Source organism: Bradyrhizobium yuanmingense, assembly GCF_900094575.1.
Lineage (GTDB): Bacteria > Pseudomonadota > Alphaproteobacteria > Rhizobiales > Xanthobacteraceae > Bradyrhizobium > Bradyrhizobium yuanmingense.
Genome location: NZ_FMAE01000006.1, coordinates 588271 through 610340, shown reverse-complemented (window position 1 = coordinate 610340; position 22070 = coordinate 588271). Strand labels below are relative to the sequence as shown.

General features: G+C 64.5%; 20 protein-coding genes. 12 read left to right on the top strand and 8 right to left on the bottom strand.

The genetic code is table 11. The annotated features are described in order from the left end of the window. The first annotated feature begins 239 nt into the window (after positions 1–239). The gene (gene atzF, locus GA0061099_RS24245) at positions 240–1622 is read left to right on the top strand and encodes an allophanate hydrolase (RefSeq protein WP_225152594.1); all 1383 of its coding nucleotides are present in this window, start codon (positions 240–242) and stop codon (positions 1620–1622) included. Here atzF and GA0061099_RS24240 read toward each other — a convergent pair. The 6 genes from GA0061099_RS24240 to GA0061099_RS24215 all read right to left on the bottom strand — a co-directional run bounded on the left by GA0061099_RS24240 (position 1619) and on the right by GA0061099_RS24215 (position 7461). Then, a complete protein-coding gene (locus tag GA0061099_RS24240) occupies positions 1619–2344 on the bottom strand; it encodes a Crp/Fnr family transcriptional regulator (RefSeq protein WP_036026163.1) in 726 nt (241 codons plus the stop codon). The two genes, atzF and GA0061099_RS24240, sit on opposite strands and share 4 nt — an antisense overlap. Before the next feature lie 68 nt (positions 2345–2412). Continuing rightward, positions 2413–3288, bottom strand: coding sequence for an ABC transporter ATP-binding protein (locus GA0061099_RS24235; protein WP_081492950.1), 876 nt, complete (start codon positions 3286–3288; stop codon positions 2413–2415). After that, a complete protein-coding gene (locus tag GA0061099_RS24230; protein ID WP_225152596.1) occupies positions 3276–3938 on the bottom strand; it encodes an ABC transporter permease in 663 nt (220 codons plus the stop codon). The genes GA0061099_RS24235 and GA0061099_RS24230 overlap by 13 nt, the downstream gene beginning before the upstream one ends. Before the next feature lie 107 nt (positions 3939–4045). Next, positions 4046–5044 (bottom strand): ABC transporter substrate-binding protein, encoded by a 999-nt coding sequence (locus tag GA0061099_RS24225; RefSeq protein WP_225148647.1) that lies wholly within the window; start codon positions 5042–5044, stop codon positions 4046–4048. A gap of 236 nt (positions 5045–5280) precedes the next feature. Further along, complete coding sequence (locus tag GA0061099_RS24220; protein ID WP_036026200.1) at positions 5281–6237, bottom strand: fatty acid desaturase; 957 nt, start codon at positions 6235–6237, stop codon at positions 5281–5283. 270 nt (positions 6238–6507) lie between these two features. Further along, the gene (locus tag GA0061099_RS24215) at positions 6508–7461 is read right to left on the bottom strand and encodes a LysR family transcriptional regulator (protein WP_036026167.1); all 954 of its coding nucleotides are present in this window, start codon (positions 7459–7461) and stop codon (positions 6508–6510) included. 98 nt (positions 7462–7559) lie between these two features. Between GA0061099_RS24215 and GA0061099_RS24210 the strand changes: the two genes are divergently transcribed. The 7 genes from GA0061099_RS24210 (at position 7560) to recQ (ending at position 17093) form a co-directional block, all read left to right on the top strand. Then, on the top strand, positions 7560–8741 hold the full coding sequence (locus GA0061099_RS24210) for an MFS transporter (RefSeq protein ID WP_036026203.1): 1182 nt from the start codon (positions 7560–7562) through the stop codon (positions 8739–8741). 10 nt (positions 8742–8751) lie between these two features. Next, the gene (locus tag GA0061099_RS24205; protein WP_036026169.1) at positions 8752–9786 is read left to right on the top strand and encodes an aldo/keto reductase; all 1035 of its coding nucleotides are present in this window, start codon (positions 8752–8754) and stop codon (positions 9784–9786) included. 123 nt (positions 9787–9909) lie between these two features. Further along, the gene (locus GA0061099_RS24200) at positions 9910–11469 is read left to right on the top strand and encodes an amidase family protein (RefSeq protein WP_036026171.1); all 1560 of its coding nucleotides are present in this window, start codon (positions 9910–9912) and stop codon (positions 11467–11469) included. A gap of 353 nt (positions 11470–11822) precedes the next feature. Continuing rightward, the gene (locus GA0061099_RS24195) at positions 11823–13124 is read left to right on the top strand and encodes an O-acetylhomoserine aminocarboxypropyltransferase/cysteine synthase family protein (protein WP_036026174.1); all 1302 of its coding nucleotides are present in this window, start codon (positions 11823–11825) and stop codon (positions 13122–13124) included. A gap of 12 nt (positions 13125–13136) precedes the next feature. After that, complete coding sequence (gene metA / locus GA0061099_RS24190; RefSeq protein WP_036026175.1) at positions 13137–14135, top strand: homoserine O-succinyltransferase MetA; 999 nt, start codon at positions 13137–13139, stop codon at positions 14133–14135. A gap of 106 nt (positions 14136–14241) precedes the next feature. Continuing rightward, positions 14242–14985 carry a polysaccharide deacetylase family protein gene (locus tag GA0061099_RS24185; RefSeq protein ID WP_036026177.1) on the top strand — a complete coding sequence of 248 codons (744 nt, stop codon included), beginning with the start codon at positions 14242–14244 and terminating at the stop codon, positions 14983–14985. A 242-nt stretch (positions 14986–15227) separates the two neighbouring features. Then, positions 15228–17093 (top strand): DNA helicase RecQ, encoded by a 1866-nt coding sequence (gene recQ, locus GA0061099_RS24180; RefSeq protein ID WP_036026179.1) that lies wholly within the window; start codon positions 15228–15230, stop codon positions 17091–17093. 139 nt (positions 17094–17232) lie between these two features. On the opposite strand, the gene GA0061099_RS24175 is transcribed toward recQ, so the two are convergent. Next, a complete protein-coding gene (locus tag GA0061099_RS24175) occupies positions 17233–18249 on the bottom strand; it encodes a 1-aminocyclopropane-1-carboxylate deaminase (RefSeq protein ID WP_036026180.1) in 1017 nt (338 codons plus the stop codon). A gap of 158 nt (positions 18250–18407) precedes the next feature. Here GA0061099_RS24175 and GA0061099_RS24170 point away from each other — a divergent pair, with 158 nt between their 5' ends. The 3 genes from GA0061099_RS24170 to GA0061099_RS24160 all read left to right on the top strand — a co-directional run bounded on the left by GA0061099_RS24170 (position 18408) and on the right by GA0061099_RS24160 (position 20749). Then, complete coding sequence (locus GA0061099_RS24170; RefSeq protein WP_036014765.1) at positions 18408–18872, top strand: Lrp/AsnC family transcriptional regulator; 465 nt, start codon at positions 18408–18410, stop codon at positions 18870–18872. A gap of 44 nt (positions 18873–18916) precedes the next feature. Beyond that, the gene (locus tag GA0061099_RS24165; protein WP_036026182.1) at positions 18917–20080 is read left to right on the top strand and encodes a PLP-dependent cysteine synthase family protein; all 1164 of its coding nucleotides are present in this window, start codon (positions 18917–18919) and stop codon (positions 20078–20080) included. A gap of 108 nt (positions 20081–20188) precedes the next feature. Continuing rightward, the gene (locus GA0061099_RS24160; RefSeq protein WP_036026183.1) at positions 20189–20749 is read left to right on the top strand and encodes a carboxymuconolactone decarboxylase family protein; all 561 of its coding nucleotides are present in this window, start codon (positions 20189–20191) and stop codon (positions 20747–20749) included. Here the strand turns inward: GA0061099_RS24160 and GA0061099_RS24155 are convergent. Then, on the bottom strand, positions 20746–21609 hold the full coding sequence (locus GA0061099_RS24155) for a hypothetical protein (RefSeq protein ID WP_036026185.1): 864 nt from the start codon (positions 21607–21609) through the stop codon (positions 20746–20748). The genes GA0061099_RS24160 and GA0061099_RS24155 overlap by 4 nt on opposite strands. 210 nt (positions 21610–21819) lie before the next feature. On the opposite strand from GA0061099_RS24155, the gene GA0061099_RS24150 reads away from it, so the two are divergent. Then, positions 21820–22068: a hypothetical protein gene (locus GA0061099_RS24150; protein ID WP_036026186.1), complete on the top strand. Its 249-nt coding sequence runs from the start codon at positions 21820–21822 to the stop codon at positions 22066–22068. Positions 22069–22070 lie beyond the last annotated feature (2 nt).

Sequence of the window (22070 nt, the reverse complement as noted above, 5' to 3'; positions counted from 1 at the left end):
GTCATGTTACGAGGCGTGTCTAAGCGCCCAGTAGCCAGGACCGTTGATTGCCGCCCTTCGGAATGAAAACAGCTTATACGTCAATCAGGATTGACTGACACTCTCTCCGCCATTTGCTGCCGCTCATAACGGTTTGGTTGCAGGCTCGAGTCCCGCCGGTGCGGTTGAGGCGCTTAGTTGCTTTCATTGCTGGGCAGCGGCTTCATATTCGTGGGGTCATGCCCTCAGGAGCTTATTCCGTGCCGCAAGCGATCCTATCCGCGCAGAGCCGACCCCTCCGTTCCCGTGCCGAGTTAGCCTCCATCATCATAAGCGCCTATGAGCGCATCGAGCGGGACCGGCACCGCAATTGCTGGATCTATGTGCGGCCCATGGAAGAAGCGCTGGCTGAGGTTGATGCCCTTGTGCAACGAGCGGAAGAGGGTGAAGTCCTGCCGCTCCTTGGCGTGCCATTCGGCGTCAAGGACAATATTGACGTTGAGGCCATGCCAACGACAGCAGCCTGCCCGTCATTCGAATATAGGGCTGCGCAATCGGCTAGATGCGTCGAGAAATTGGCGGCCGCGGGTGCGATCTGTCTTGGCAAAACCAACCTGGATCAGTTCGCAACCGGACTGTCTGGCGCCCGCTCCCCCTACGGCGCCTGTTCCAGTGCGGCGGACGATCTGTATGTCTCCGGCGGTTCGAGCTCCGGCTCGGCTGCTGCCGTAGCATCCGGCCATGTTGCCTTCGCTCTCGGCACAGATACCGGCGGCTCAGGCCGGATTCCCGCAGGTTTCAACGGAATCATCGGGATCAAGCCAACCGTCGGCCTCGTCTCGTCCCGGGGACTTGTGCCGAACTGTCCGACGCTCGATTGTCCCTCGATCTTCTGCAATTCCATTGCCGAAGGTCGAATTCTGCTCGGGTTGATCGAAGGATTCGACGACAGTGATCCCTTTAGCCGCCAACGGATTGCCTCGTCCTTCCCACCTCCTCGCAAATTCCGGTTCGGCCAGGTCCCTGTCGGTCATCTCAATTCATTCGGCATGCCGGAATGCGATGACCTCTACAGGCAGGCCTGCACGAGGCTTTCGGGATTGGGAGGTCAAGCCAGGAACATTGACTTCGCGCCTTTCGCCGAAGCCGGTGAAATGCTCTTTTCAGGGCCTTGGATTGCCGAACGTCATGCGGCGATCAGCAAGCTCATGAACATCGATCATGGAGACCTGCTTGACGTCATCCGCAACGTGCTGAGCGGAGCTGCCCGGTTTTCCGCAACAGATGCATTCGCCGCGCAACATCGACTTTGGAAGCTGCGACGCCAGATCCAAACGCTTTTCGAGGAGATCGATGTTCTGGTGGTACCGACCGCGCCACGCCCCTTCACGATTGCGGAGATGATGGAAGATCCCATCACGCTCAACAACCGCCTCGGTTACTACTCCTATTTTGCCAATCTCGTGGACTTGTGCGCGGTGTCGGTTCCCAATGCAACGCTCGGCAACGGCATGCCGATGGGTATCACTTTGCTGGCACCTGCGTGGCGCGACCATGTTGTTCTCGACCTTGCCGAACGATGGCTGCCCGATGCGAAGGCCAGACTGTTCGATCTAAAGGAATATCCGAAGGCCGCCTCCTAGACCACTTCGAGATCGAGGGCGCGCAGATTGAGGATCACAATCAGGCCCCGGTGATAACGGATGACGCCTCTTGCCTGCATGCGGGAAAGCTGCACCGTCACCCATTGGCGGGTTGAGCCGATCAGATTGGCGAGATCACCATGCGTGAACGGGATCCCGATCACGATCTCGCGGCCCTGCTGCGAACCGTAGATCTTCGAGAGGAAGACCAACAGACGATGCAGCCGCTCGGTCACCGAGCGGGTCCCCAGCATTTGCGCCATGGCCGAGTAGCACCGTGCCTTGAAGGCGAGCGCATCCAGCAGCGCGACTGCGATACTTGCCGATTGAAGCGCCAGCGCACGCAGGGCTGGGCCGGGCAAGAACGTCACTCGGCTTCGTTCCACTGCAACCGAAGACCATACGTGGGCACCAGCACCGAACAGATCGGGGCCGCCGACGAAGTTGCCGGCAAACCAGTAGGCCAGCGTCACCTCGCGTCCGGAAGGCGCCGCGTAGTAGCTGCGAATACGCCCCTCTTCGATCAGATATATGCCGTTCTGCAGATCGCCCTGACGCCAGACATGCTTGCCTGCCTGCAGAACCTCCTCGCGTCCGATGGCGAGGACACGGCGCCGGTCAGCCTCACACAACGGATCCAACAAGCTCGGCAGGGACCCGACCAGAGCATCCGATCCCGCCAGCATGATGCCGGTCGCATTCCTGAGACTTGCCGCTGACATCTGCTCGCTCCCCTGCCGCCGCAGGGGAAAGCTATTCAAGAGCCATGCCAGAACATATCGTCAGGCGCCTACGTCTTGATTTCCATCTGCTCGAAGGCCCTGCGGCCTTCCGAGCGGATCAGGTCAAGGCAATCCCGCTTGAGGGCGAGATAGGCGGCCTCCGCGACAATGGCGCTGGAGCGCGGCCGCGGCAGGCTCACCTGAAGATCCCTGAGGATGCGGCCAGGTCCGGCGCTCATGATCAGCACACGGTCAGAGAGAAGGATCGCTTCATCGATGTCGTGTGTGACGAAGACGATTGTTGCGTTGATCCGCTCGCGGAGTTCGAGCAGATTGTCCTGCATGACCGCCCGGGTCTGCGCATCCAGCGCTCCGAACGGCTCGTCCATCAAAAGGACACTCGGCTGATTGGCGAGGGCACGGGCAATCGCAACCCGCTGCTGCATGCCCCCGGATAGCGTGTGCGGATATGCCGACGCAAATCTGGTCAGGCCGATCATCTCGATGAGGCCGTCGGCAATCCGCAGCGCCTCCGCTTTCGGCTTGCCGAGAGCGCGGGGCCCGTGCGCGATATTCCTGCGCACCGATTTCCACGGAAACAGATGTGGCTGCTGGAAGACCATTCCGATCTCGGGTCGTGGCTTGCGCATTGCTTCGCCGGCCATGAGCACCTGGCCTCCGAACGGCCGCTCGAGGCCGGCCATTGCATTCAGCAGCGTGGACTTGCCGCAGCCGGATGGACCGACGATCGAGACGAATTCTCCCTGGGCTACTGCCAGGGATACGCGGTCGACCGCGATGACCTGCCCGCTCGGCGCATCGAAGACGATGCTCAAATCCTCGACCCGGATGATCGCCTGACGCGCCGCGGCGGACGGCGGGTACGTATCCACGAGCCTGAGCGGCTGGTCTGGACGAAGCAGTCTAGGGGTCATCGCCACCACACGGCACGTTCGGCAAGAATCGCGAAGGAACGGTCGGCGACGAAGGAAAGCAGTCCGAGAGCCGCCAGCCCGCCCATGACCTGACCCGTTTGCATGTTCTGTTGCGCAATTTCGATACGATAAACGATACCGGCGAACGCTCCCGCCAACTCGGCGGCGACCAGCGTGTAGAAGGAGATGCTCACCGCGGTTCGAAGACCGACCGTGATATAGGGCAGCGCGCCAAGAAGGACGATCTCCCACAGCATCTGCGATTGCGGCGTGCCGAGCATCTGGGCGGCTCGGATAAGTCCGTGGTCGACTTTCTGCACCCCGATGTGGGTCGCGAGCCATACCGTGAAGAACACGCCCCAAACGACCAGGAAAAGCTTGCCTGTTTCCGAGAGGCCAAACCAAAGGATGACGATCGGCACGAAGGCGATGGGAGGAATTGGACGAAGGATGTGAAACAAGGGCGAAAGCAGGCTGGACACCAGTCGAAATCGGCCGGTCAGGATGCCGAGCACGATTCCGCCCGCGGCCCCGATGGCAAATCCCGCGGCCACGCGCGCGAGGCTCGCCATCAGGTCGGCGAAGAATTGTCCGCTGCGAATCCATTCGAGAACGGCAACGGCGACGGTCGATGGCGGCGGAAACAGCACGGTGTTCACGATGCCGGAGCGCGCAACCAGTTCCCACATGCCTGTGAAGGCGGGCACGGAGAGGACGGCGACCAGTACGCTCAGCCGTTCGGTCGCGCTGCTGCGTCTGCCGACGCTCACGGGCGTGCCCCCAGCGTGACGCGAGCTGAATCGAGCGCCTTCAGCGGCGCCGTCACCAGGACTTTCGTGAAATCGGGCATGCTCGCTCCAGGGGGATGATTGCCGGTCTCGAGCCGCCAGGCGGCATGGGTTTTCAGAGTCGTGAGAATCCTGTCGTCGAGGCGCACATGGTAGACGTAGTCCGTCCAGATCGACGCCAATTCATCGCGTTTCATCCCAGTCGCCGCTGCGATGACGTCGATTGCTTCACCCGGATTCGCCTTGAGCCAGCCCTCGGCTTCGATGAGGGACGCCAGGAACTTGCTGACGATCGCCGGGTTGGCGGCGAGGTAAGACTGCGTCACGACGATATTGAAGGTCTCCGAGTAGAGACCTTTGGTATCAAGCGGGATCGCGCCTTCGCCGAGAGCCTTCTTCGCATTCGCGACGTGCGGCTCCCAGGTGTCGAATGCGTCGATGCTGCCGGCCGCCATCGCAGGGAGCATCTCCTGCGGTCGCAGGTTGACGAGCGTCACGTCCTTCGACGTCAGGCCCGCCGCTTTCAACAGAACCGAGGTGTAGACTTCGCTGCCGGTTCCTGCCGTGAAGGCGATTCGCTTTCCACGCAGATCGGCCTTCGTCTTGATCCCGGCAGAAGCTGCGGTCATGGTCTTCAGATCCGAATATTCCATCCCCGCCACGAAGGCGATCGGCTGTTGCGCCATCGCGGCCGCCGTGACCGGCGCCTCGGCTGTTGTCGCGAAATCCGCCCCTCCCCCAAGCACCGTATCGAGGCACTGCTTCCCGCTGGTGAAGTTGGAGACCGAGATGTCGAGCCCGTGCTTGGCGAAAAGGCCCTTCGCATTGGCAACGATCGCCAGTCCCGAGATCGGCCCAAGATTCTGGGCGAGCCGCGCCTTCAGCAATTCCTCGGCCGTCGCGCGCTCGGACGGCGCAAACAGGAAGGACGCAGATAGCACGAACACGGCGAAGCGAAGAGCAGTTGTTGATCGCATGCCAAACCCCTGTGATGCCGGCGATCGGAGGTGATCGACCTTGACGACAGGATCGTCTGAAGATCGAAGATCATGAAGCAATTAATCGACAAGGCCCTGCTGTCCACTTTTTGCGCAAGCAAAACAGCTTCCAACCGCGGTCGGGGCAATAAATTCATCAAGCTGCTCACACCTTGGGCGCAGCATGGCCTGCGGCAACGGCACTCTGCTGGCTTCCGCCAAGTCCTGATCTCGACTCAATCAGAACCAATCGGGCGTTCGGTACCGTTGCGTGCGCGGCGAAACCAGGCCCACGTCTGCCGCGTCACTGCGATGTAGCCCGGGCCCCGATAGACGATCTGATCGGCGACGATCCGGTTCAGTTTCGGCAGCGCATGGAAAGGAATCGAAGGATAGGCATGGTGCTCGACATGATAGGGCATATTCCATGCGAACCAGCGCACGAACCTGGCGGTATAGGTGGTGCGGGTGTTCTGGAAGGCGCTGCGCGTGCGATCGCAGCCGGTGTGTTCGGCAAGCAGATACGGACGCAGAAACAATTGACCGACGATCACGGGGACGACCCAGACCCACAACAGGATCAAGGTGTGCAACGCGATCGATGCCAGCAACAGCGCGACGTAGCCTGCCAGATGGAGACGCGCCTCTGTCACGACGATGTGGCGTTTATTTTCAGGAATCCATGGTGACGTGGCGTTGCCGGTCAACGCATGGCGAAGCATCAGCCCCACCCGGAAGGCAACCTGCCGCAAGCCGCTGTAGACGATCACCAATTGCGCGTCCGAGGTCGGGATCGGAACCGACAGCAGTTCCGGATCCCTCTTTGGATCCTGCGTATACCGATGATGATCCCAGTGGAATAAACAGTAATATTCGTAAGGCAAGCCGACCGCGAACGAGGAGAGATGACCGAAGGCGAGATTAAGCGCCCGGCTGCGAAATGCCGTCTTGTGGGCGGTCTCGTGGACCACCATGAACAGGAATGCGACAAAGTAGCCTTGGACGACCACCAGCGGCAACGCCCAGACGATTCCGTATTGCGATGAGACCAGCCAGATCAGCGCGCCGACAACGACGATCACGCCGTAGTGGCTGGCCGCGCGGATCAGACCCTGCCAATCGGACCGCACCGACAATTCGCGCAGCATGGCTGGAGTCAGCGGCTTCTCTCCGGTGGCAGTGGCATTGCTCATGATCGTGGTCGCCTCTTTTTCGGAATCGCACACTTGACCGTGCTCGTGAGGACGCTGGAATTGGCCAAGCACAGGCCGACCCTAGGAAGCGCGGCCGCAATGCAGAAGCAATTTCGCCGGCGTTGGCTCGCCCGGCATCCCTGGACTGACACTCTCCTCGCCAGCCTTCGCAAACGACGTTTGCGCAAGGCTGGCGCGCCGAGCCCGCAGGGCGAAGGTGGACTCGGCAAGCCTGCCGGGGGGCAAGCTTCTCCTGCGCTCGCCGCCGCTTCACCCCACCAGCTTCCACTTCCCATCCCCGGTCCGCTTCAACGCGGGGTCGCTCACCCGCACGTGCTCGGCGAGGAAATCGATGAACGCGCGCACGCGTGCCGGGAGTGGGGCGGTGTGGCCGACATAGACGGCGTGGATGTCTTCGCGGTCGCCGGGATTGTAGCCTTGCAGCACCGGGACGAGGCGGCCGGATTCGATGTCGGGGCCGATGTGGAAGAGCGCGAGGCGCGCGAGACCGACACTGCCGAGGCAGAGGCGGCGGGCGGCTTCGCCGTCGCTGGCGCGCGCGACCGGCGGGGGCAGGGCCTCCTCGGCGTGGTCGCCACGCCTGAACGGCCAGCCGCGGATGCTGCGTGGAAAGGTCCAGCCGATGCCGCGGTGGTCGGCGAGATCGGCCGGAATCTTCGGCATGCCGCAACGGGCGAGATAATCCGGCGCGCCGACCACGACCATGCGGCTGGTGCCGAGCTTTCGCGCGACCAGCCGCGAGGCGCGCAGCGGACCGACGCGGATGGCGACGTCCGCGCGCTCCTGCATCAGGTCGATCACCGTATCGGTCAGCACGAGATCGAGCGTGACGTCGGGATGCTGCGCCAGAAACCGCGGGATCAAAGGCATCACATGCAGCATGCCGAAGGGGATGTTGCAGTTGACCGTGAGGCGGCCGCGCGGCGCCGCGCCCGAGGCCGCCTCGCGCTCGGCCTCCTCCATCTCGGCGAGGATGCGCAACGATCGCTCGTAGAAGGCCTGGCCTTCCGCCGTCAGCGTCAGCTTGCGCGTGGTGCGGTTGACGAGCCGCGCGCCGAGGCGCGCCTCCAGACGCGAGATCAGCTTGCTGACGCCCGATGGCGTCAGGCGCAGCTTTCGCGCGGCCTGGGTGAAGCCGCTGAGGTCCACGACGCGGACGAAGACCTCCATCTCGGCGGAGCGGTTGGTGTCGAAACGGGCCATGTTGAATTCACGTCACAAATGATTGGATTGCGGACATTCTAATGGTTTGGCGGCAGCGCCGCTATCTGCGTGGCTCGCCTCATCCCTTGGAGCAACGCATGCCTCCTGCCGTCCTCGCGCTCACCGCCGGTGCCTTCGGCATCGGCACCACCGAATTCATCATCATGGGCCTGCTGCTGCAGGTCGCCGCCGACATGCACGTCTCGGTCCCGGTCGCGGGCCTGCTGATATCAGGCTATGCGCTCGGCGTGTTCGTCGGCGCGCCGGTGCTGACGCTGGCGACGCGGCGGCTGCCGCGGAAAACCGTGCTGCTGGCGTTGATGGCGATCTTCACGCTCGGCAATGCGGCCTGCGCGCTCGCGCCCACTTACGAATTGCTGATGGCCGCGCGGGTGCTGACCTCCCTCGCCCACGGCACGTTCTTCGGCGTCGGCTCGGTGGTGGCCACCAGCCTCGTCGCCGAGGACAAGCGTGCGTCTGCGATCGCCACCATGTTCATCGGCCTGACGGTCGCGACGCTCCTCGGCGTGCCCTTCGGTGCCTGGCTCGGCCTGATGCTCGGCTGGCGCGCGGCGTTCTGGGCGGTGACTGTCATCGGCGTGATCGCGTTTGCGGTCGTCGCCGCGCTCGTCCCCGGCCGTGTCGGCGATGGCGACAAGCCGATCTCGCTTGCCGAGGAAGTGGCCGTGCTCGGCCGTCCGCAGGTGCTGCTCGGACTTGCCATGACCGTGTTCGGCTTCGCCGGCCTGTTCGTCGTCTTCACCTATATCCAGCCGATCCTGACGCGCTTCACCGGCTTTTCGGAGGCTGCCGTCTCGCCGATCCTGCTGGTGTTCGGCGTCGGCCTTGGGATCGGCAATATCGCCGGCGGCAAGCTTGCGGACCGCGGCCTCGCACGGGCCCTGACCGGCACGCTTGCCGCGCTTGCGATCGTGCTGCTCGGCCTGGCGGCCGTGCTGTCGATCAAGATCCTGTCCGTCGCGCTGATCCTGCTACTCGGCACCGCCGCCTTCGCGACCGTCGCGCCGCTTCAGCTTCGCGTGCTGGAAGCCGCAGGTCCCAGCGGCCGGACGCTCGCCTCCAGCCTCAACATCGCCGCGTTCAATCTCGGCAACGCGCTCGGCGCCTGGGTAGGCGGCGTCACCATCGCCCGCGGGCTCGGCCTTTCGGCGCTGCCGCTGGTCGCGGCCGGCATCACCGTCATTGGCCTCGTTCTGGCGCTGTGGAGTCTCCGGCTCGATCGCGCGCCGGCCACCGTCGCGGCGTGCCCGGCGGAATAGGAGAACGATTATGGAATACCGCAATCTCGGCGCTTCCGGGCTCAGAGTCCCCGTCCTCAGCTTCGGCACCGGCACGTTCGGCGGACAAGGTCCGCTGTTCTCCGCCTGGGGCCGCAGCGGCACTGATGAAGCCCGCAGGCTCGTCGATATCTGTCTCGATGCCGGCGTCAATCTGTTCGACAGCGCCGATGTCTATTCGAACGGCGCCTCCGAGGAGATCCTCGGTGCCGCGATCAAGGGGCGCCGCGACAAGGTGCTGATCTCGACCAAGATAAGCCTGCCGATGGGCGACGGTCCGCTCGATGCCGGCTCGTCGCGGCAGCGGCTGCTTGCCTCGGTCGATGCGGCGCTGCGACGGCTCGGCACTGACCATATCGATCTGCTTCAGCTCCACGCCTTCGACGTGTTCACGCCGATCGAGGAGGTGCTGTCCACGCTCGATATGCTCGTGCGCGCCGGTAAGCTGCGCTATGTCGGCGTCTCGAATTTCGCCGGCTGGCAGCTGATGAAGTCGCTCGCGATCGCGGACCGGCATGGCTGGCCGCGCTATGTCGCGCACCAGGTCTATTACTCGCTGCTCGGGCGCGACTATGAATGGGAGCTGATGCCGCTCGCGCGCGATCAGGGCGTCGGCGCTCTGGTCTGGAGCCCGCTGGGCTGGGGCAGGCTCACCGGAAAGATCCGGCGCGGCCAGCCGCTGCCGCAAGGAAGCCGTCTGCATGCCACCGCACAGTTCGGTCCGCCCGTGGACGATGCGCGCCTCTACGCCGTCGTTGACGTGCTCGATGCGATTGCTGTGGAGGCCGCTCGGACCGTGCCGCAGGTCGCGATTGCCTGGCTGCTGTCGCGTCCCACGGTCTCTTCCGTGATCATCGGGGCGCGCGACGAAGCGCAGCTGCGCGACAATCTCGGTGCCGTCGGCTGGTCGCTGAGCGCGGACCAGATCAAGCGGCTCGATGAGGTCAGCGGGGTGATGCCGCCTTATCCGTACTATCCCTATCGCGTCCAGGAGGGCTTTGCGCGGCTCAATCCACCGTTGGTGTAGGAGCTTGCTCATGGAAGGCTGCGATTGCGACAGAGCGTCGCGACAATGCGCCATGCAGAATCGCACCTGTACAGGGTCGCGCGTCGTCCCTAACCTCCGCCGCGCAATTTTAGGAGATGCGGCGTGGCGAAGAAGACGGCGACCAAGAAGAAAAGTGTGTTGAAGAAGACGGCGAAGGCTTTGAAGAAGGGCTCCGGCCGCAAGAGCGCCGTGGCCAAGCCGGCCGGAAAGGCCGCTGCCGGCAAATCGGCGAAGCCGCGGCGCCCGAACGGGCCGGCCTGGCAATGGTCGGCGGTCGAGACCGCGGCTGCGATCCGCTCCGGCGCCATCTCCGCGGTCGAGGCGGTGGAAGCGCATCTCGAACGAATGCGCACCGTCAATCCGAAGCTGAATGCGGTCGTCGTCGATCTCTCGGAGGAAGCACTCAAAGCGGCGCAGGCGGCCGACAAGCAGCGCGCCAAAGGCGGCGAGCTCGGTCTCCTGCACGGTGTGCCGATTACGATCAAGGAAAATGTCGACTACGAGGGCCGGCCGAATTTCAACGGCGTGCCCGCCAACAAGGACCTCATTGCACCATCGGATGCGCCCGTGGTGCGCAACCTGAAGAGATCAGGCGCGATCGTCATCGGTCTCACCAACACGCCCGAATTCTCCTTTCGCGGCTTCACCGACAATCCCCTGCATGGGCTGACGCTCAACCCCTGGGATCCCGACATCACCTGCGGCGGCTCCTCCGGGGGCGCAGGCTCGGCGGTTGCTGCGGGCATCGGCACCATCGCCCACGGCAACGACATCGGCGGCTCGCTGCGCTGGCCGGCGCATTGCAACGGCGTTGCCACCATCAAGCCGACGCAGGGCCGCATCCCCGCCTTCAACGGAAGCGCAACGTCGGAGCGGCCGATGCTGGCGCATCTGATGTCGGCGCAGGGGCCGCTCGCGCGCCATGTCGCCGACGTGCGCCTGGCTTTGGAGGTGATGAGCCAGCGCGATCCGCGCGATCCCTGGTGGGTGCCCGCGCCGCTGGTCGGCGAGCGGCCGAAGCGGCCGATCAAGGTTGCACTGGCGAAGATCCCCGAGGACATGGACGTCGATCCCTCTGTCGCCGCGGCGCTGCGCCAGGCTGCCGATCATCTCGAGCGGTCCGGCTATCGCGTCAGCGAGGTCGAGGTGCCCGACATCAACGGGGTCTGGCAGACCTGGTGCGACATCATCACCAACGAGACCGTGATGATGCAGGAGGCCGCCATGCTGAAGGTCACATCCGAGGATTTTCACAAGTCCTGGGGCGGCATGAAGGCCAAGGCCAACGTGCTCGATCTCAAGGGCTGGATGCAGGCGACCGCCGCGCGCAACGGCCACATCCGCGCCTGGCAATTGTTCTTCGAGGAGTATCCGGTGGTGCTGGCGCCGACCACGGTGAAGCCGACGCCGGGCCCGCGCGAGGACACCATCAGCTCCGAGCGCGTGCGCGAGATCTTCTGGGGCGAGATCCGCTTCATCTCCGCCATCAACGTGCTGGGCCTGCCCGGCGCGGTGGTGCCGGTGGCGCTGCATGACGGCAAGCCGATCGGCGTGCAATTGATTGCCGGCCGCTATCGCGAGGATCTCGCCCTCGATGCCGCAGCCGCCATCGAGAAACGCGTCGGCGTGCTCGCGCACCGGCTGTGGGAAAGAATGGCGTAGCGGCGGGTAATTTCACCCTCTCCCCTTGTGGGAGAGGGTGGCTCGCCGCAGAGCGGCGAGACGGGTGAGGGGTATCCCTCCACGAGTTCGCGTGTGGATAGACACCCCACATCCGGCGCTTCGCGCCACCTTCTCCCACAAGGGGAGAAGGAGCGCCACGGCGAGAGCGCGTTCGTTAATCCGCCTTAACCCGGATTTCAGCCAATCCGCGAGCAAGCATTAGGGTTACTTCCTCGATCTCTAAGCGAATTATTGTCCGCTTTACCACCCGCCTCTAACAGAGAAGCGGCGGACAACGCACATGCCTCATTCTAGGCCAATAAGTGCGGCCCGCTCCACGCGGAGGTGGCACGATGCGCAACGAGACGATCGCTATTCACGCCGGCTACGAGCCTGAAGCCACCACGCACGCAGTGGCCGTGCCGATCTACCAGACCGCGGCCTACGCCTTCGACAGCGCCGATCATGGCGCCGCCCTGTTCAATCTGGAGACCGAAGGCTTTCGTTACAGCCGCATCGCCAATCCGACCAGCGCAGTGCTGGAGAAACGCATCGCCCAGCTCGAAGGCGGCGTCGGCGCGCTCGCGGTCGCGACCGGGCAGGCAGCGCTGCATTTCGCCTTCGTCAACGTCGCCGATCACGGCGGCAACATCGTCTCCGTGCCGCAACTCTACGGCACCACGCATACGCTGCTCTCCCACATCCTGCCGCGCCAAGGCATTACCGGCCGTTTCGCCGAGAGCGACAAGCCCGAGGCGGTCGAGAAGCTGATCGACGAGAACACCCGTGCGGTGTTCGCCGAGACCATCGGCAATCCCGCCGGCAATGTCTGCGACATCGAGGCGCTGGCGAAGATCGCCCATGCGCATGGCGTGCCGCTGATCGTCGACAACACCGTCGCCACCCCGATCCTCTTCAAGCCGTTCGACTATGGGGCCGATATCGCGGTGCATTCGCTGACCAAGTTCTTGGGCGGTCACGGCACCACGCTCGGCGGCGCCATCGTCGATTCCGGAAACTTTCCCTGGGCCGAGTACGCCGATCGCTTCCCGGCCTACAACAAGCCCGACGCCTCCTATCACGGCCTGGTCTATGCCGAGCGCTTCGGCAAGACCGCCTATATCGAGCGCGCGCGCAGCGTCTATCAGCGCACCATGGGCTCGGTGTTGTCGCCGTTCAACGCCTTCCTGCTGCTTCAGGGCATCGAGACCGTGGCGCTGCGCATGGAGCGCCATGTCGAGAACGCCCGCAAGGTCGCCGAATTCCTGCGCGGCGATCCGCGCGTGGCCTGGGTCAATTACACCGGCTTCCCGGACAGCCCCTATTATCCCCTGGTGCAGAAGTACCTGAACGGCAACGCCTCCTCGCTGTTCACCTTCGGCATCAAGGGCGGCATGGAGGCCGGCAAGACGTTTTACGATGCGCTGAAGCTGATCACGCGGCTCGTCAATATCGGCGATGCCAAGTCGCTCGCCTGCCATCCGGCATCGACCACCCATCGCCAGATGTCGGCGGAGCAGCAGCGCGCCGCCGGCGTGCTGCCAGAGACGATCCGTCTGTCGGTCGGCATCGAGCATGTCTCTGATATCATCGAGGACATCGACCAGGCGCTGGAAAATGCCTGCCCGTCGGCGCGCCGCGAGGCCGCGGAGTAGGCGGCGCCGGCCATGACGATCTTGATCGACAAGGATCAGGTCATCGCGGGCCCGACGCTGGTGCCGGCCGCGCACGATCTCGCGCGCGATGCTGGCGCCGAGCTCACCATCGGCCTCGTCAACAACATGCCGGATGCCGCGTTGAAGGCGACCGAGCGGCAGTTCATGAAGCTGCTTCAGGCCGCGGCGGGCTCGCGCCGTATCCGCTTCCACTGCTTCTCGCTTCCCAGCGTGAAGCGGTCGCCGGAAGCGAAATGGCATGTCGAGAGCGAGTATTCCAACCTTTCCGATCTCGAGCGCGGCAAGTTCGATGGGCTGATCGTGACGGGCGCAGAGCCGATCGCGCCCGAGCTCGACGGGGAGCCGTACTGGCGCGACCTCACCAACCTGATCGACTGGGCCAAGGCCAACACGCGTTCGACGATCTGGTCGTGCCTTGCCGCGCATGCCGCGGTGCTGCATCTCGACAATATTGAACGGCGGCGGCTGCCGGCCAAATGTCACGGCATTTTCGATTGCGGCGTCGTGACGGACGATTTGCTGACCCGCTCTGCGCCCGCACCGCTCAAGGTCTCGCATTCACGTCTGAACGAGATCGCCGAGAGCGACCTCGTGCACGCCGGTTATCAGGTGCTGACACGCTCACAGGAGGCTGGCGTCGACGTCTTCGTTCGCCAATATGCCAGCCGCTTCGTGTTCTTCCAGGGTCACCCCGAATATGACGCGCTGTCGCTGCAGCGCGAATATCTGCGTGACATCGGCCGCTATCTCGCGCGGGAGCGGGAGACCTATCCGCGCCTGCCGGTGAGTTATTTTGACGCAGCGACTGAAGAGAAGCTGGCTCGGTTCGAGAAGAAGGCGGCGCACCAGCGCCATCCGGCGCTCAGCAACGAGCTGCCCGCGCTGAACCTGCGCGCCGATATCGGCGCTGGCGACGCGGCGGCGGTGCTCTTCCGCAATTGGTTGCGTTATCTCGGCGCGGACGCCGACGCGTCAATGTCGGTGCGCTAGCCGAAGCGCTCTTGGTTCGGCGTTAGGATTACCCGGGCGTTAGGCTTGCCTCGACCTGCGCACGAATGTTTCAGTAGAGCAAGAAGGCATCACAGGAAACGCAGTCGTGTGGTCGGCACTCCAGGGACGCGTGAGCAATCGGTTGGCCCGGCATTTCCGCGCCGCGCCGCACCGGCTGGCCGCGCATGCGGCGATGGTGAGCTTCACGTTCGACGATGCCCCCGATAGCGCCGCGGGCGAGGGCGCCGAGCTACTGGAGCGGCATGGCGGCCGCGGCACCTATTACCTCGCCGGCAGCCTGATCGGTCGGCCGTCGGAGCATTGGCACGGCCTCTCGGATGATGCGATCGTCCGGCTTCACCGCGCCGGGCACGAGATCGCCTGCCACACCTTCTCGCATCAGAGCTCGGCGACGCTCGACGAAGCCGCCATGGCGCGCGAGATCGACCGGAACCGCAGCCATCTCCGCGGCATCGATGGCTCGATCACGCTGGAGAATTTCGCCTATCCCTATGGCATCGCCTCGGTGTGGCGCAAGCCGCAGCTGACAAAGGCCTTCCGTTCCGCGCGCGGCATTCTTCCCGGCGTCAACAGCGGCGTCATCGACCTCCAATTCCTGCGCGCCTCCCCCTTGGTCGATTGCGAGATCGACGAGGCGGGCGTCGATCGCTATTTCGACGAGGCGGTCGCGAGCGGCGGCTGGCTGATCTTCTACGGCCACGACGTCAGCGACAGGCCGAGCCCCTATGGCTGCACGCCGCATCTGATGCGTCATGCGCTTGAAGCCGCCGCCAAGCGCAACATGCCGATCGTGACGGTCGCAGAAGCGCTGCGACGGATCGGGGCGTAGCCTCTTCTTCCCTTCTCCCCTTGTGGGAGAAAGGTGGCGCGAAGCGCCGGATGAGGAGTATGTCTCCACAAGCTCATATCTGCGTTCGCGGATAGAACCCCTCACCCACCTCGCTTCGCGAGGCACCCTCTCCCACAAGGGGAGAGGGAAGAGTCGTGCCTCGCCTCCAAACAGTCTTGCCACAGCCACACCAGCATGCGACTGGCCTTGTGACGAATCCCACGGCCTGATCTGCTCCGCCCATGTCCGCTCCCTCCAACGCCCCACTGCCTGCGCCGGCCAACGGCCGCGACGCGCTGTCGGTGCTGCATTCGGTGTTCGGCCTGCCGGGCTTTCGCGGCGCCCAGGGCGAGATCGTCCGCCACGTCACGGACGGCGGCAATTGCCTGGTCTTGATGCCGACCGGCGGTGGCAAGTCGCTGTGCTATCAGCTTCCGTCCTTGCTGCGCGAAGGCTGCGGCATCGTGGTCTCGCCGTTGATCGCCTTGATGCGCGACCAGGTCGCCGGCCTGATCGAGGCCGGTGTCAATGCCGCCGCGCTGAACTCGTCGCTGACGCCGCAGGAGGCGTCCGACATCGAACGCCGCCTGCTCGCCGGCGATCTCGACCTGCTCTATGTCGCGCCGGAACGGCTGGTCACGCCGCGCTGCCTGTCGCTGCTGGCGCAGGCGAAAGTGGCGCTGTTCGCGATCGACGAGGCGCATTGCGTCTCGCAATGGGGCCACGATTTCCGGCCCGAATATGTCGGCCTTTCCGTCATCGCCGAGCGCTTTCCCGACGTGCCGCGCATCGCGCTGACCGCGACCGCCGACGAGCTGACGCGCAAGGAGATCGTCGAGCGGCTGCAGCTGACGGGCGCGCCGCAGTTCGTCTCCAGCTTCGACCGGCCCAACATCCGCTATGAGATCGTCGAAAAGCGCAATGCGGTGTCGCAGCTGAAAGAATTCATCCGCGAGCGCCACATGGGCGATGCCGGCGTGGTCTATTGCCTCTCGCGCAACCGCGTCGAGGAGGTCGCCGCCGCGCTTGCCGAGGCCGGCATTGCGGCGCTGCCCTACCACGCCGGGCTCGACGGGGCGGTGCGCTCGCGCAACCAGGATCGCTTCCTCAACGAGGACGGCATCGTTATCGTCGCGACCATCGCCTTCGGCATGGGCATCGACAAGCCCGACGTGCGCTTCGTCGCCCATCTCGACCTGCCCAAGAGCATCGAGGCCTATTACCAGGAGACCGGACGCGCCGGCCGTGACGGCAAGCCGTCGGCGGCGTGGATGACCTACGGCCTCTCCGACATCGTGCAGCAGCGCCGCATGATCGACGAATCGGCCGGATCGGAGGATTTCAAGCGGGTCTCGATCGGCAAGCTCGATGCGCTGGTCGGCCTCGCCGAGACGCCGCATTGCCGGCGCCGGCGCCTGCTCGCCTATTTCGGCGAGATCGTGATGGGCGAGAGCTGCGGCAATTGCGACAATTGCCTGACGCCGCCGAAGATGCGCGACGGCAAGGTGCTGGCGCAGAAGCTGCTGTCCTGCGTCTATCGCACCGGGCAGCGTTTCGGCGCCATGCATTTGATCGACGTGCTGGTCGGACGCCTGACCGAGAAGGTCACACAGTTCGGTCACGACAAGCTGTCGGTGTTCGGCATTGGCCGCGAGCTCAACGAGAAGCAGTGGCGCACGGTGCTGCGGCAAGTGGTGGCGATGGGCCATTTGCGCAGCGACAGCGAAGCCTACGGCGCGCTCAAGCTGACGGAGTCTTCGCGCGGCGTGCTGCGCGGCGAGACCGAGGTCTGGCTGCGCGAGGAGGCGCCCGGCACGCGGGTTCGCGCCAGCCGGGCCACGTCACGCCGCGGTGACCTCGCGCCCGCGGCGAGCGCGCCGCGAGGCGACGTCGATCCCGAATTGCGCGCGCGGCTGCGCGCCTGGCGGTCAGAAATCGCGCGCGAACGCGGCGTGCCGGCCTATGTGGTGCTGCACGATGCCACCATCGACGGCATCGTCCGGGCCTGGCCGACGACGCTGGACGAGCTTCGCAACGTGCCGGGGATCGGCGACAAGAAGCTCGAGCACTACGGCGATGAGCTGCTGCAGATCGTCAGGACGCGGTAGCCACGATCGCAGCTGCTGTAGCCCGGATGGAGCGAAGCGCAATCCGGGACAGTCACTTCGTATGGTGGGAATCCCGGATTACGCTTCGCTCCATCCGGGCTACGAAGAGAGGCGAGAGTCGTCTCGCCTCCCTTATGACTCACCCATTCCTAAACGCATACGCGTACCCGTTCAGCGCGGGCGCGCCGCCGAGATGGGCGTAGAGGATCTTCGCGCCCTTCTCGAAATAGCCCTTCTTGGCGAGATCGATCAGGCCCTGCATCGACTTGCCCTCGTAGACGGGGTCGGTGATCATGCCTTCGAGCCGGGCGGTTAGGCGGATCGCCTCCTTGGTCTCCTCCGACGGCACGCCATAGGCGGGATAGGCGTAGTCCTCGATCAGCACGACGTCGTCAGCGACGAGGTCCTTGCCGAGCTCGACGAGGTTCGCCGTGTTCTGCGCGATCTCGAGCACCTGGGCCTTGGTCTGCGCCGGGGTGAAGGAGGCATCGATGCCGATCACCTTGCGGGCGCGGCCGTCGGCGGCGAAGCCGACCAGCATGCCGGCATGGGTGGAGCCGGTGACGGTGCAGACGACGATGTAGTCGAACTTGAAGCCGAGCTCGGCTTCCTGCTTGCGCACCTCCTCGGCAAAGCCGACATAGCCAAGGCCGCCGAACTTATGCACGGAGGCACCGGCGGGAATAGCGTAGGGCTTGCCGCCCGCGGCCTTCACTTCCTCGATCGCCTGCTCCCAGCTCTTGCGGATGCCGATATCGAAGCCGTCGTCGACCAGGCGCACGTCGGCGCCCATGATGCGCGAGAGCATGATGTTGCCGACGCGATCATAGACTGCGTCTTCGTGCGGCACCCAGGCTTCCTGCACCAGGCGGCATTTCATGCCGAGCTTGGCCGCGACGGCCGCGATCATGCGGGTGTGGTTGGATTGCACGCCGCCGATCGAGACCAGCGTATCGGCATTGGAGGCGATCGCATCGGGGATAATGTATTCGAGCTTGCGCAGCTTGTTGCCGCCATAGGCGAGGCCGGAATTGCAGTCCTCGCGCTTGGCATAGACCTCGACTTGGCCGCCGAGATGTTTTGACAAGCGCTCCAGCTTCTCGATGGGCGTCGGGCCGAAGGTCAAAGGATAGCGCGGAAATTTGTCCAGCTTCATGGGTCATCTCGATTGGCGTTGGTGTTGGCGGCTCCCTAGCATCACGTCGGGAAAATGTGCTCTCGAATATTGCGGCCATGTTGCACGGCTTCTTGCGAAAGTTGTGATAATTGCTAACATTCCTTCCAGAATAGCACCTATTTTCGGAAGTTTCTTTCATGGCTGCCCGACTCGACCGCACCGACCTCAAGATATTGAGATTGCTCCAGAATAACGGTCGGCTCAGCAACGCCGAGCTGGCCGAAACGGTCGCGATCAGCCCCGCCACCTGCCACCGTCGCACCCAGCGCCTGTTCGAGGACGGCTTCATCGCCACTGTCCGCGCCATGGTCGCGCCGAAGAAGGTGGCCAAGGGCACGCTGGTGATGGTCGGGGTCGTGCTCGACCGCTCGACGCCGGAAAGCTTTGCCACCTTCGAGCAGGCCGTTGCAAAGCTGAAATTCGTGCTCGACTGCCATCTCGTCGCCGGCGATTTCGATTACTTCCTCAAGATCCGCGTCGGCGACATGGAGGATTTCAACCGCATCCACGGCGAGCAGCTGATCGCGCTCCCCGGCGTGCGCCAGACCCGGACCTTCTTCGTGATGAAGGAAGTCGTCGATAACGCGCCGCTGGAATTTTAGGCGCAGCTATTGATGCGCTATCCGCATCATGAGAGATTCGCCCGATGCAGACATTCCCCTTCCGCCAGCACAATCCGGCCGGGCCGGCCTATCGGCGCGGCTGGGTCGACGAGGCCGTGGCCGCGATCGAGGCCGACCAGTGCCGCACCGCCGACACGCATCTGATCCGGCTGATCGTGCCGGCGCTATCGGGCATCGACATCTATCTGAAGGATGAGTCCACGCATCCGACCGGCAGCCTGAAGCATCGCCTCGCGCGCTCGCTGTTCCTCTATGCGCTCTGCAACGGCCACATCCGCGAAGGCACGCCCGTGGTCGAGGCCTCGTCGGGATCGACCGCGGTGTCGGAGGCTTATTTCGCAGAGATGATCGGCGTGCCCTTCTACGCCGTGATGCCGCGCACGACCTCGGCGGAGAAGATCGCCGCGATCGAGCATTATGGCGGCCATTGCCATTTGATCGACGACGGCCGCGCGCTCTATGCGGAAGCCGCCGCGCTCGCCGGCCGCCTGAACGGCCATTACATAGACCAGTTCACCTTCGCCGAGCGCGCCACCGATTGGCGCGGCAACAACAACATTGCCGAATCGATCTTCACGCAATTGGGAGGCGAGCCGCGGCCGATTCCGGACTGGATCGTGATGGGCGCCGGCACCGGTGGCACGTCGGCCACCATCGGACGTTATCTGCGGTATCGGCAATATCCGACCCGGCTGTGCGTCGCCGATGTCGAGCATTCCGCGTTCTTCGATTGCTTCCGCACGCAGGACCGCTCCCGTGTTTGCGACCGCCCGTCGCTGATCGAGGGCGTCGGTCGTCCCCGCTGCGAGCCGTCCTTCGTGCCCGGCGTGGTCGATCGCATGATGAAGATCCCGGATGCGGCAACGGTCGCGGCGATGAACGTGCTGTCGCGACGGCTGCGCCGTGCGGTCGGCGGCTCCACCGGCACCAACTTCCTGGCGCTGTGCCGGCTCGCCTCGGAGATGCGCCAGGCGAGCGTCACGGGATCGCTGGTGACGCTGATCTGCGATTCCGGCGAGCGCTACCGGCAGACCTATTACGAGCCCGCTTGGCTCGCCGCGCGCGGCCTCGATCCGGCGCCGTTCGAGGCGGCGCTGTCGTCGTTCCTCGCCACAGGTGAGCCACTGGCGCTGGACGTCGACGACGTGGTCAATCCTCAAAGCCTGCAAAACCCCACGGCGTCATAGCGAGATCTGCCTGGCATTTGCGAAATCGCACGGTCGTCACGGCAACTTCACTTGCCTTGCGCAGGCATGCAGGTGACGGTTGCGTCTTCTCAACGAGGAGACCCTACCGTGCGCCTTCCCATTCTCGATCCGAAAGAGCTGACCGACGAACAGAAGCCGCTCTACGACGACATGCGGGCCGGCATGCAGGACCACTTCAAGGGCTTCGTGAACATGCGCGAGGACGGCGCGCTGCTCGGGCCCTGGAATCCCTGGATCCGCGAGCCGCGCTTCGGCAAGCCGGTGTGGGAGCTAGTCAAGGCGATTGCATCGAACCCGCTGCTGCCCGCGGCCGTACGCGAGGTCGCGATCCTCGTCACCGGCTCGCATTTCCGCTCCGGTTACGAGCTCTACGCTCATGTGCTGGCGGCCGAGCAGCGTGGCCTCTCCGACGAGAAGCTCGCGACCATCGTTGCCGGCCAGCGGCCGGTGGACCTCACCAAGCAGGAAGCCATCGCCTACGACATGGCTTCGGCTCTGGTCAGCGGCGGCGTGCTGCCGGAGCTGACTTGGCGTGCGGCCGTGAAGGAATTCGGCGAGCACGGCGCGGCCGAGCTGTCCTATCTCGTCGGCGTCTACTGCATGGTCTCGGTCACGCTCAACACCTTCGACGTGCCGGTGCCTGACTAGTTGCGCACGGCGTAGAGCGGTGTGCGCAACGTGACCTGATAGGACGGCTTCGGCATCCAGGCGATCTGCGCGGTGATGCCGAACAGGCGGTTGTCGTTGTCGTCCATGCGATCGAGGTCGAGCCGCAGGACCGGCTGGGTGAAGGATTCCGCGAGCGTCCGGCCCGCGAGCAGCGCGCCGCCGAACGACTGCATGCCGAGGCGCCCGGTGAACTTCCAGTTGCTCGGCCATTGATAGTAGCCGCCGGCATAGAGGATCGTGTTCGGCCGGATCGTGGCGAACGGGCTGGCGATGGTGACGGTGGTGTATTGCAGGCCGGCGAGCCAGCCCCGTGTCTCGTCCTCGTCGACCGCGTAGTCGAATTCCACGATGTTGTTGAAGGAATTCGTCATGCCCTGCTCGTTGGGCACCGACTGCGTCAGGGTCGATTGCAGCGTGATGGTCGGGATCTTCCCGCCATTCTGCTGGTAGAGATCGGCCTGCACGCCGATGTTCCAGCTCGTGATGTCGAAGGACGACCAGCCGCCGCCGATATCCGTCGTCGTGCCGGATACGCCGCCGTAGAGCGAAACGCGGTCGCTGACGTCGACGGTCAGCGGCAGGTCGATCGCAATCGATTTCGCGGCCGGCAGTCCATTCGGCAGCGACGTGCCTCGTTGCGCCGCCAGGGCTTGGAATGCGGCTGACAGCGAGGTGTTGCCGAAGCCGAGCGCGAGCGTGCCAGCGGGGATCGTCGCATAGATGGTGCGGAGATCGAGATAGATGTTCGGGACCGCCGGCTTTTCCTCCTCATCGTCGGCAGCGAAGGCGCCGCCGGCGGGGACCGCCAGACACAGGAGTCCCGCTGCGGCAGCGCGCAACGCACGACGGGATTGGCTGCGAAAAGGCACGTGACGATCCGACGCGTGGCGATCTGAAGGTGGAACCGTTGTTAGATGGAACGTGATCGCTCGCTTGGTCAAGCGCTATCCGCAAGCGATGGACGGCGCGGATGTGCGCGGTTACCCTAGCGTGATCGCACTGACACACTCGCCCGCCACAGTGCAGGCCGAAGAATGGAGGAGACAGCCATGAACACGTCACGCCGCATCCTGCTCACCGGTCTGGCGGGGCTTGCCGTTACTCCCGGTGCTGCGGTGGCTGCTGCACCCACAGCCGAGCCCGGCAAGGCGACGGTTGCGGAGGAACGTTTCGCGCGCACGATTGCGGCGGCGCATGCGCCCGACAGCACCTGCGCATGGCAGGCAGAGCATTATGCGGAAGCGCACTGGCCGGAATATGTCGCGGCGGCGCGCGCGGTGATCGGCGCGCGCGTATGATT

Bases quoted from the DNA above. Each gene is read 5' to 3' on its own strand.
- GA0061099_RS24220 (WP_036026200.1), bottom strand. From the start codon at position 6,237: ATGAGCAATGCCACTGCCACCGGAGAGAAGCCGCTGACTCCAGCCATG.
- GA0061099_RS24205 (WP_036026169.1), top strand. From the start codon at position 8,752: ATGGAATACCGCAATCTCGGCGCTTCCGGGCTCAGAGTCCCCGTCCTC.
- GA0061099_RS24215 (WP_036026167.1), bottom strand. From the start codon at position 7,461: ATGGCCCGTTTCGACACCAACCGCTCCGCCGAGATGGAGGTCTTCGTC.
- GA0061099_RS24195 (WP_036026174.1), top strand. From the start codon at position 11,823: ATGCGCAACGAGACGATCGCTATTCACGCCGGCTACGAGCCTGAAGCC.
- GA0061099_RS24170 (WP_036014765.1), top strand. From the start codon at position 18,408: ATGGCTGCCCGACTCGACCGCACCGACCTCAAGATATTGAGATTGCTC.
- GA0061099_RS24240 (WP_036026163.1), bottom strand. From the start codon at position 2,344: ATGTCAGCGGCAAGTCTCAGGAATGCGACCGGCATCATGCTGGCGGGA.
- GA0061099_RS24225 (WP_225148647.1), bottom strand. From the start codon at position 5,044: ATGCGATCAACAACTGCTCTTCGCTTCGCCGTGTTCGTGCTATCTGCG.
- recQ (WP_036026179.1), top strand. From the start codon at position 15,228: ATGTCCGCTCCCTCCAACGCCCCACTGCCTGCGCCGGCCAACGGCCGC.
- GA0061099_RS24175 (WP_036026180.1), bottom strand. From the start codon at position 18,249: ATGAAGCTGGACAAATTTCCGCGCTATCCTTTGACCTTCGGCCCGACG.
- GA0061099_RS24165 (WP_036026182.1), top strand. From the start codon at position 18,917: ATGCAGACATTCCCCTTCCGCCAGCACAATCCGGCCGGGCCGGCCTAT.
- GA0061099_RS24150 (WP_036026186.1), top strand. From the start codon at position 21,820: ATGAACACGTCACGCCGCATCCTGCTCACCGGTCTGGCGGGGCTTGCC.
- GA0061099_RS24210 (WP_036026203.1), top strand. From the start codon at position 7,560: ATGCCTCCTGCCGTCCTCGCGCTCACCGCCGGTGCCTTCGGCATCGGC.
- metA (WP_036026175.1), top strand. From the start codon at position 13,137: ATGACGATCTTGATCGACAAGGATCAGGTCATCGCGGGCCCGACGCTG.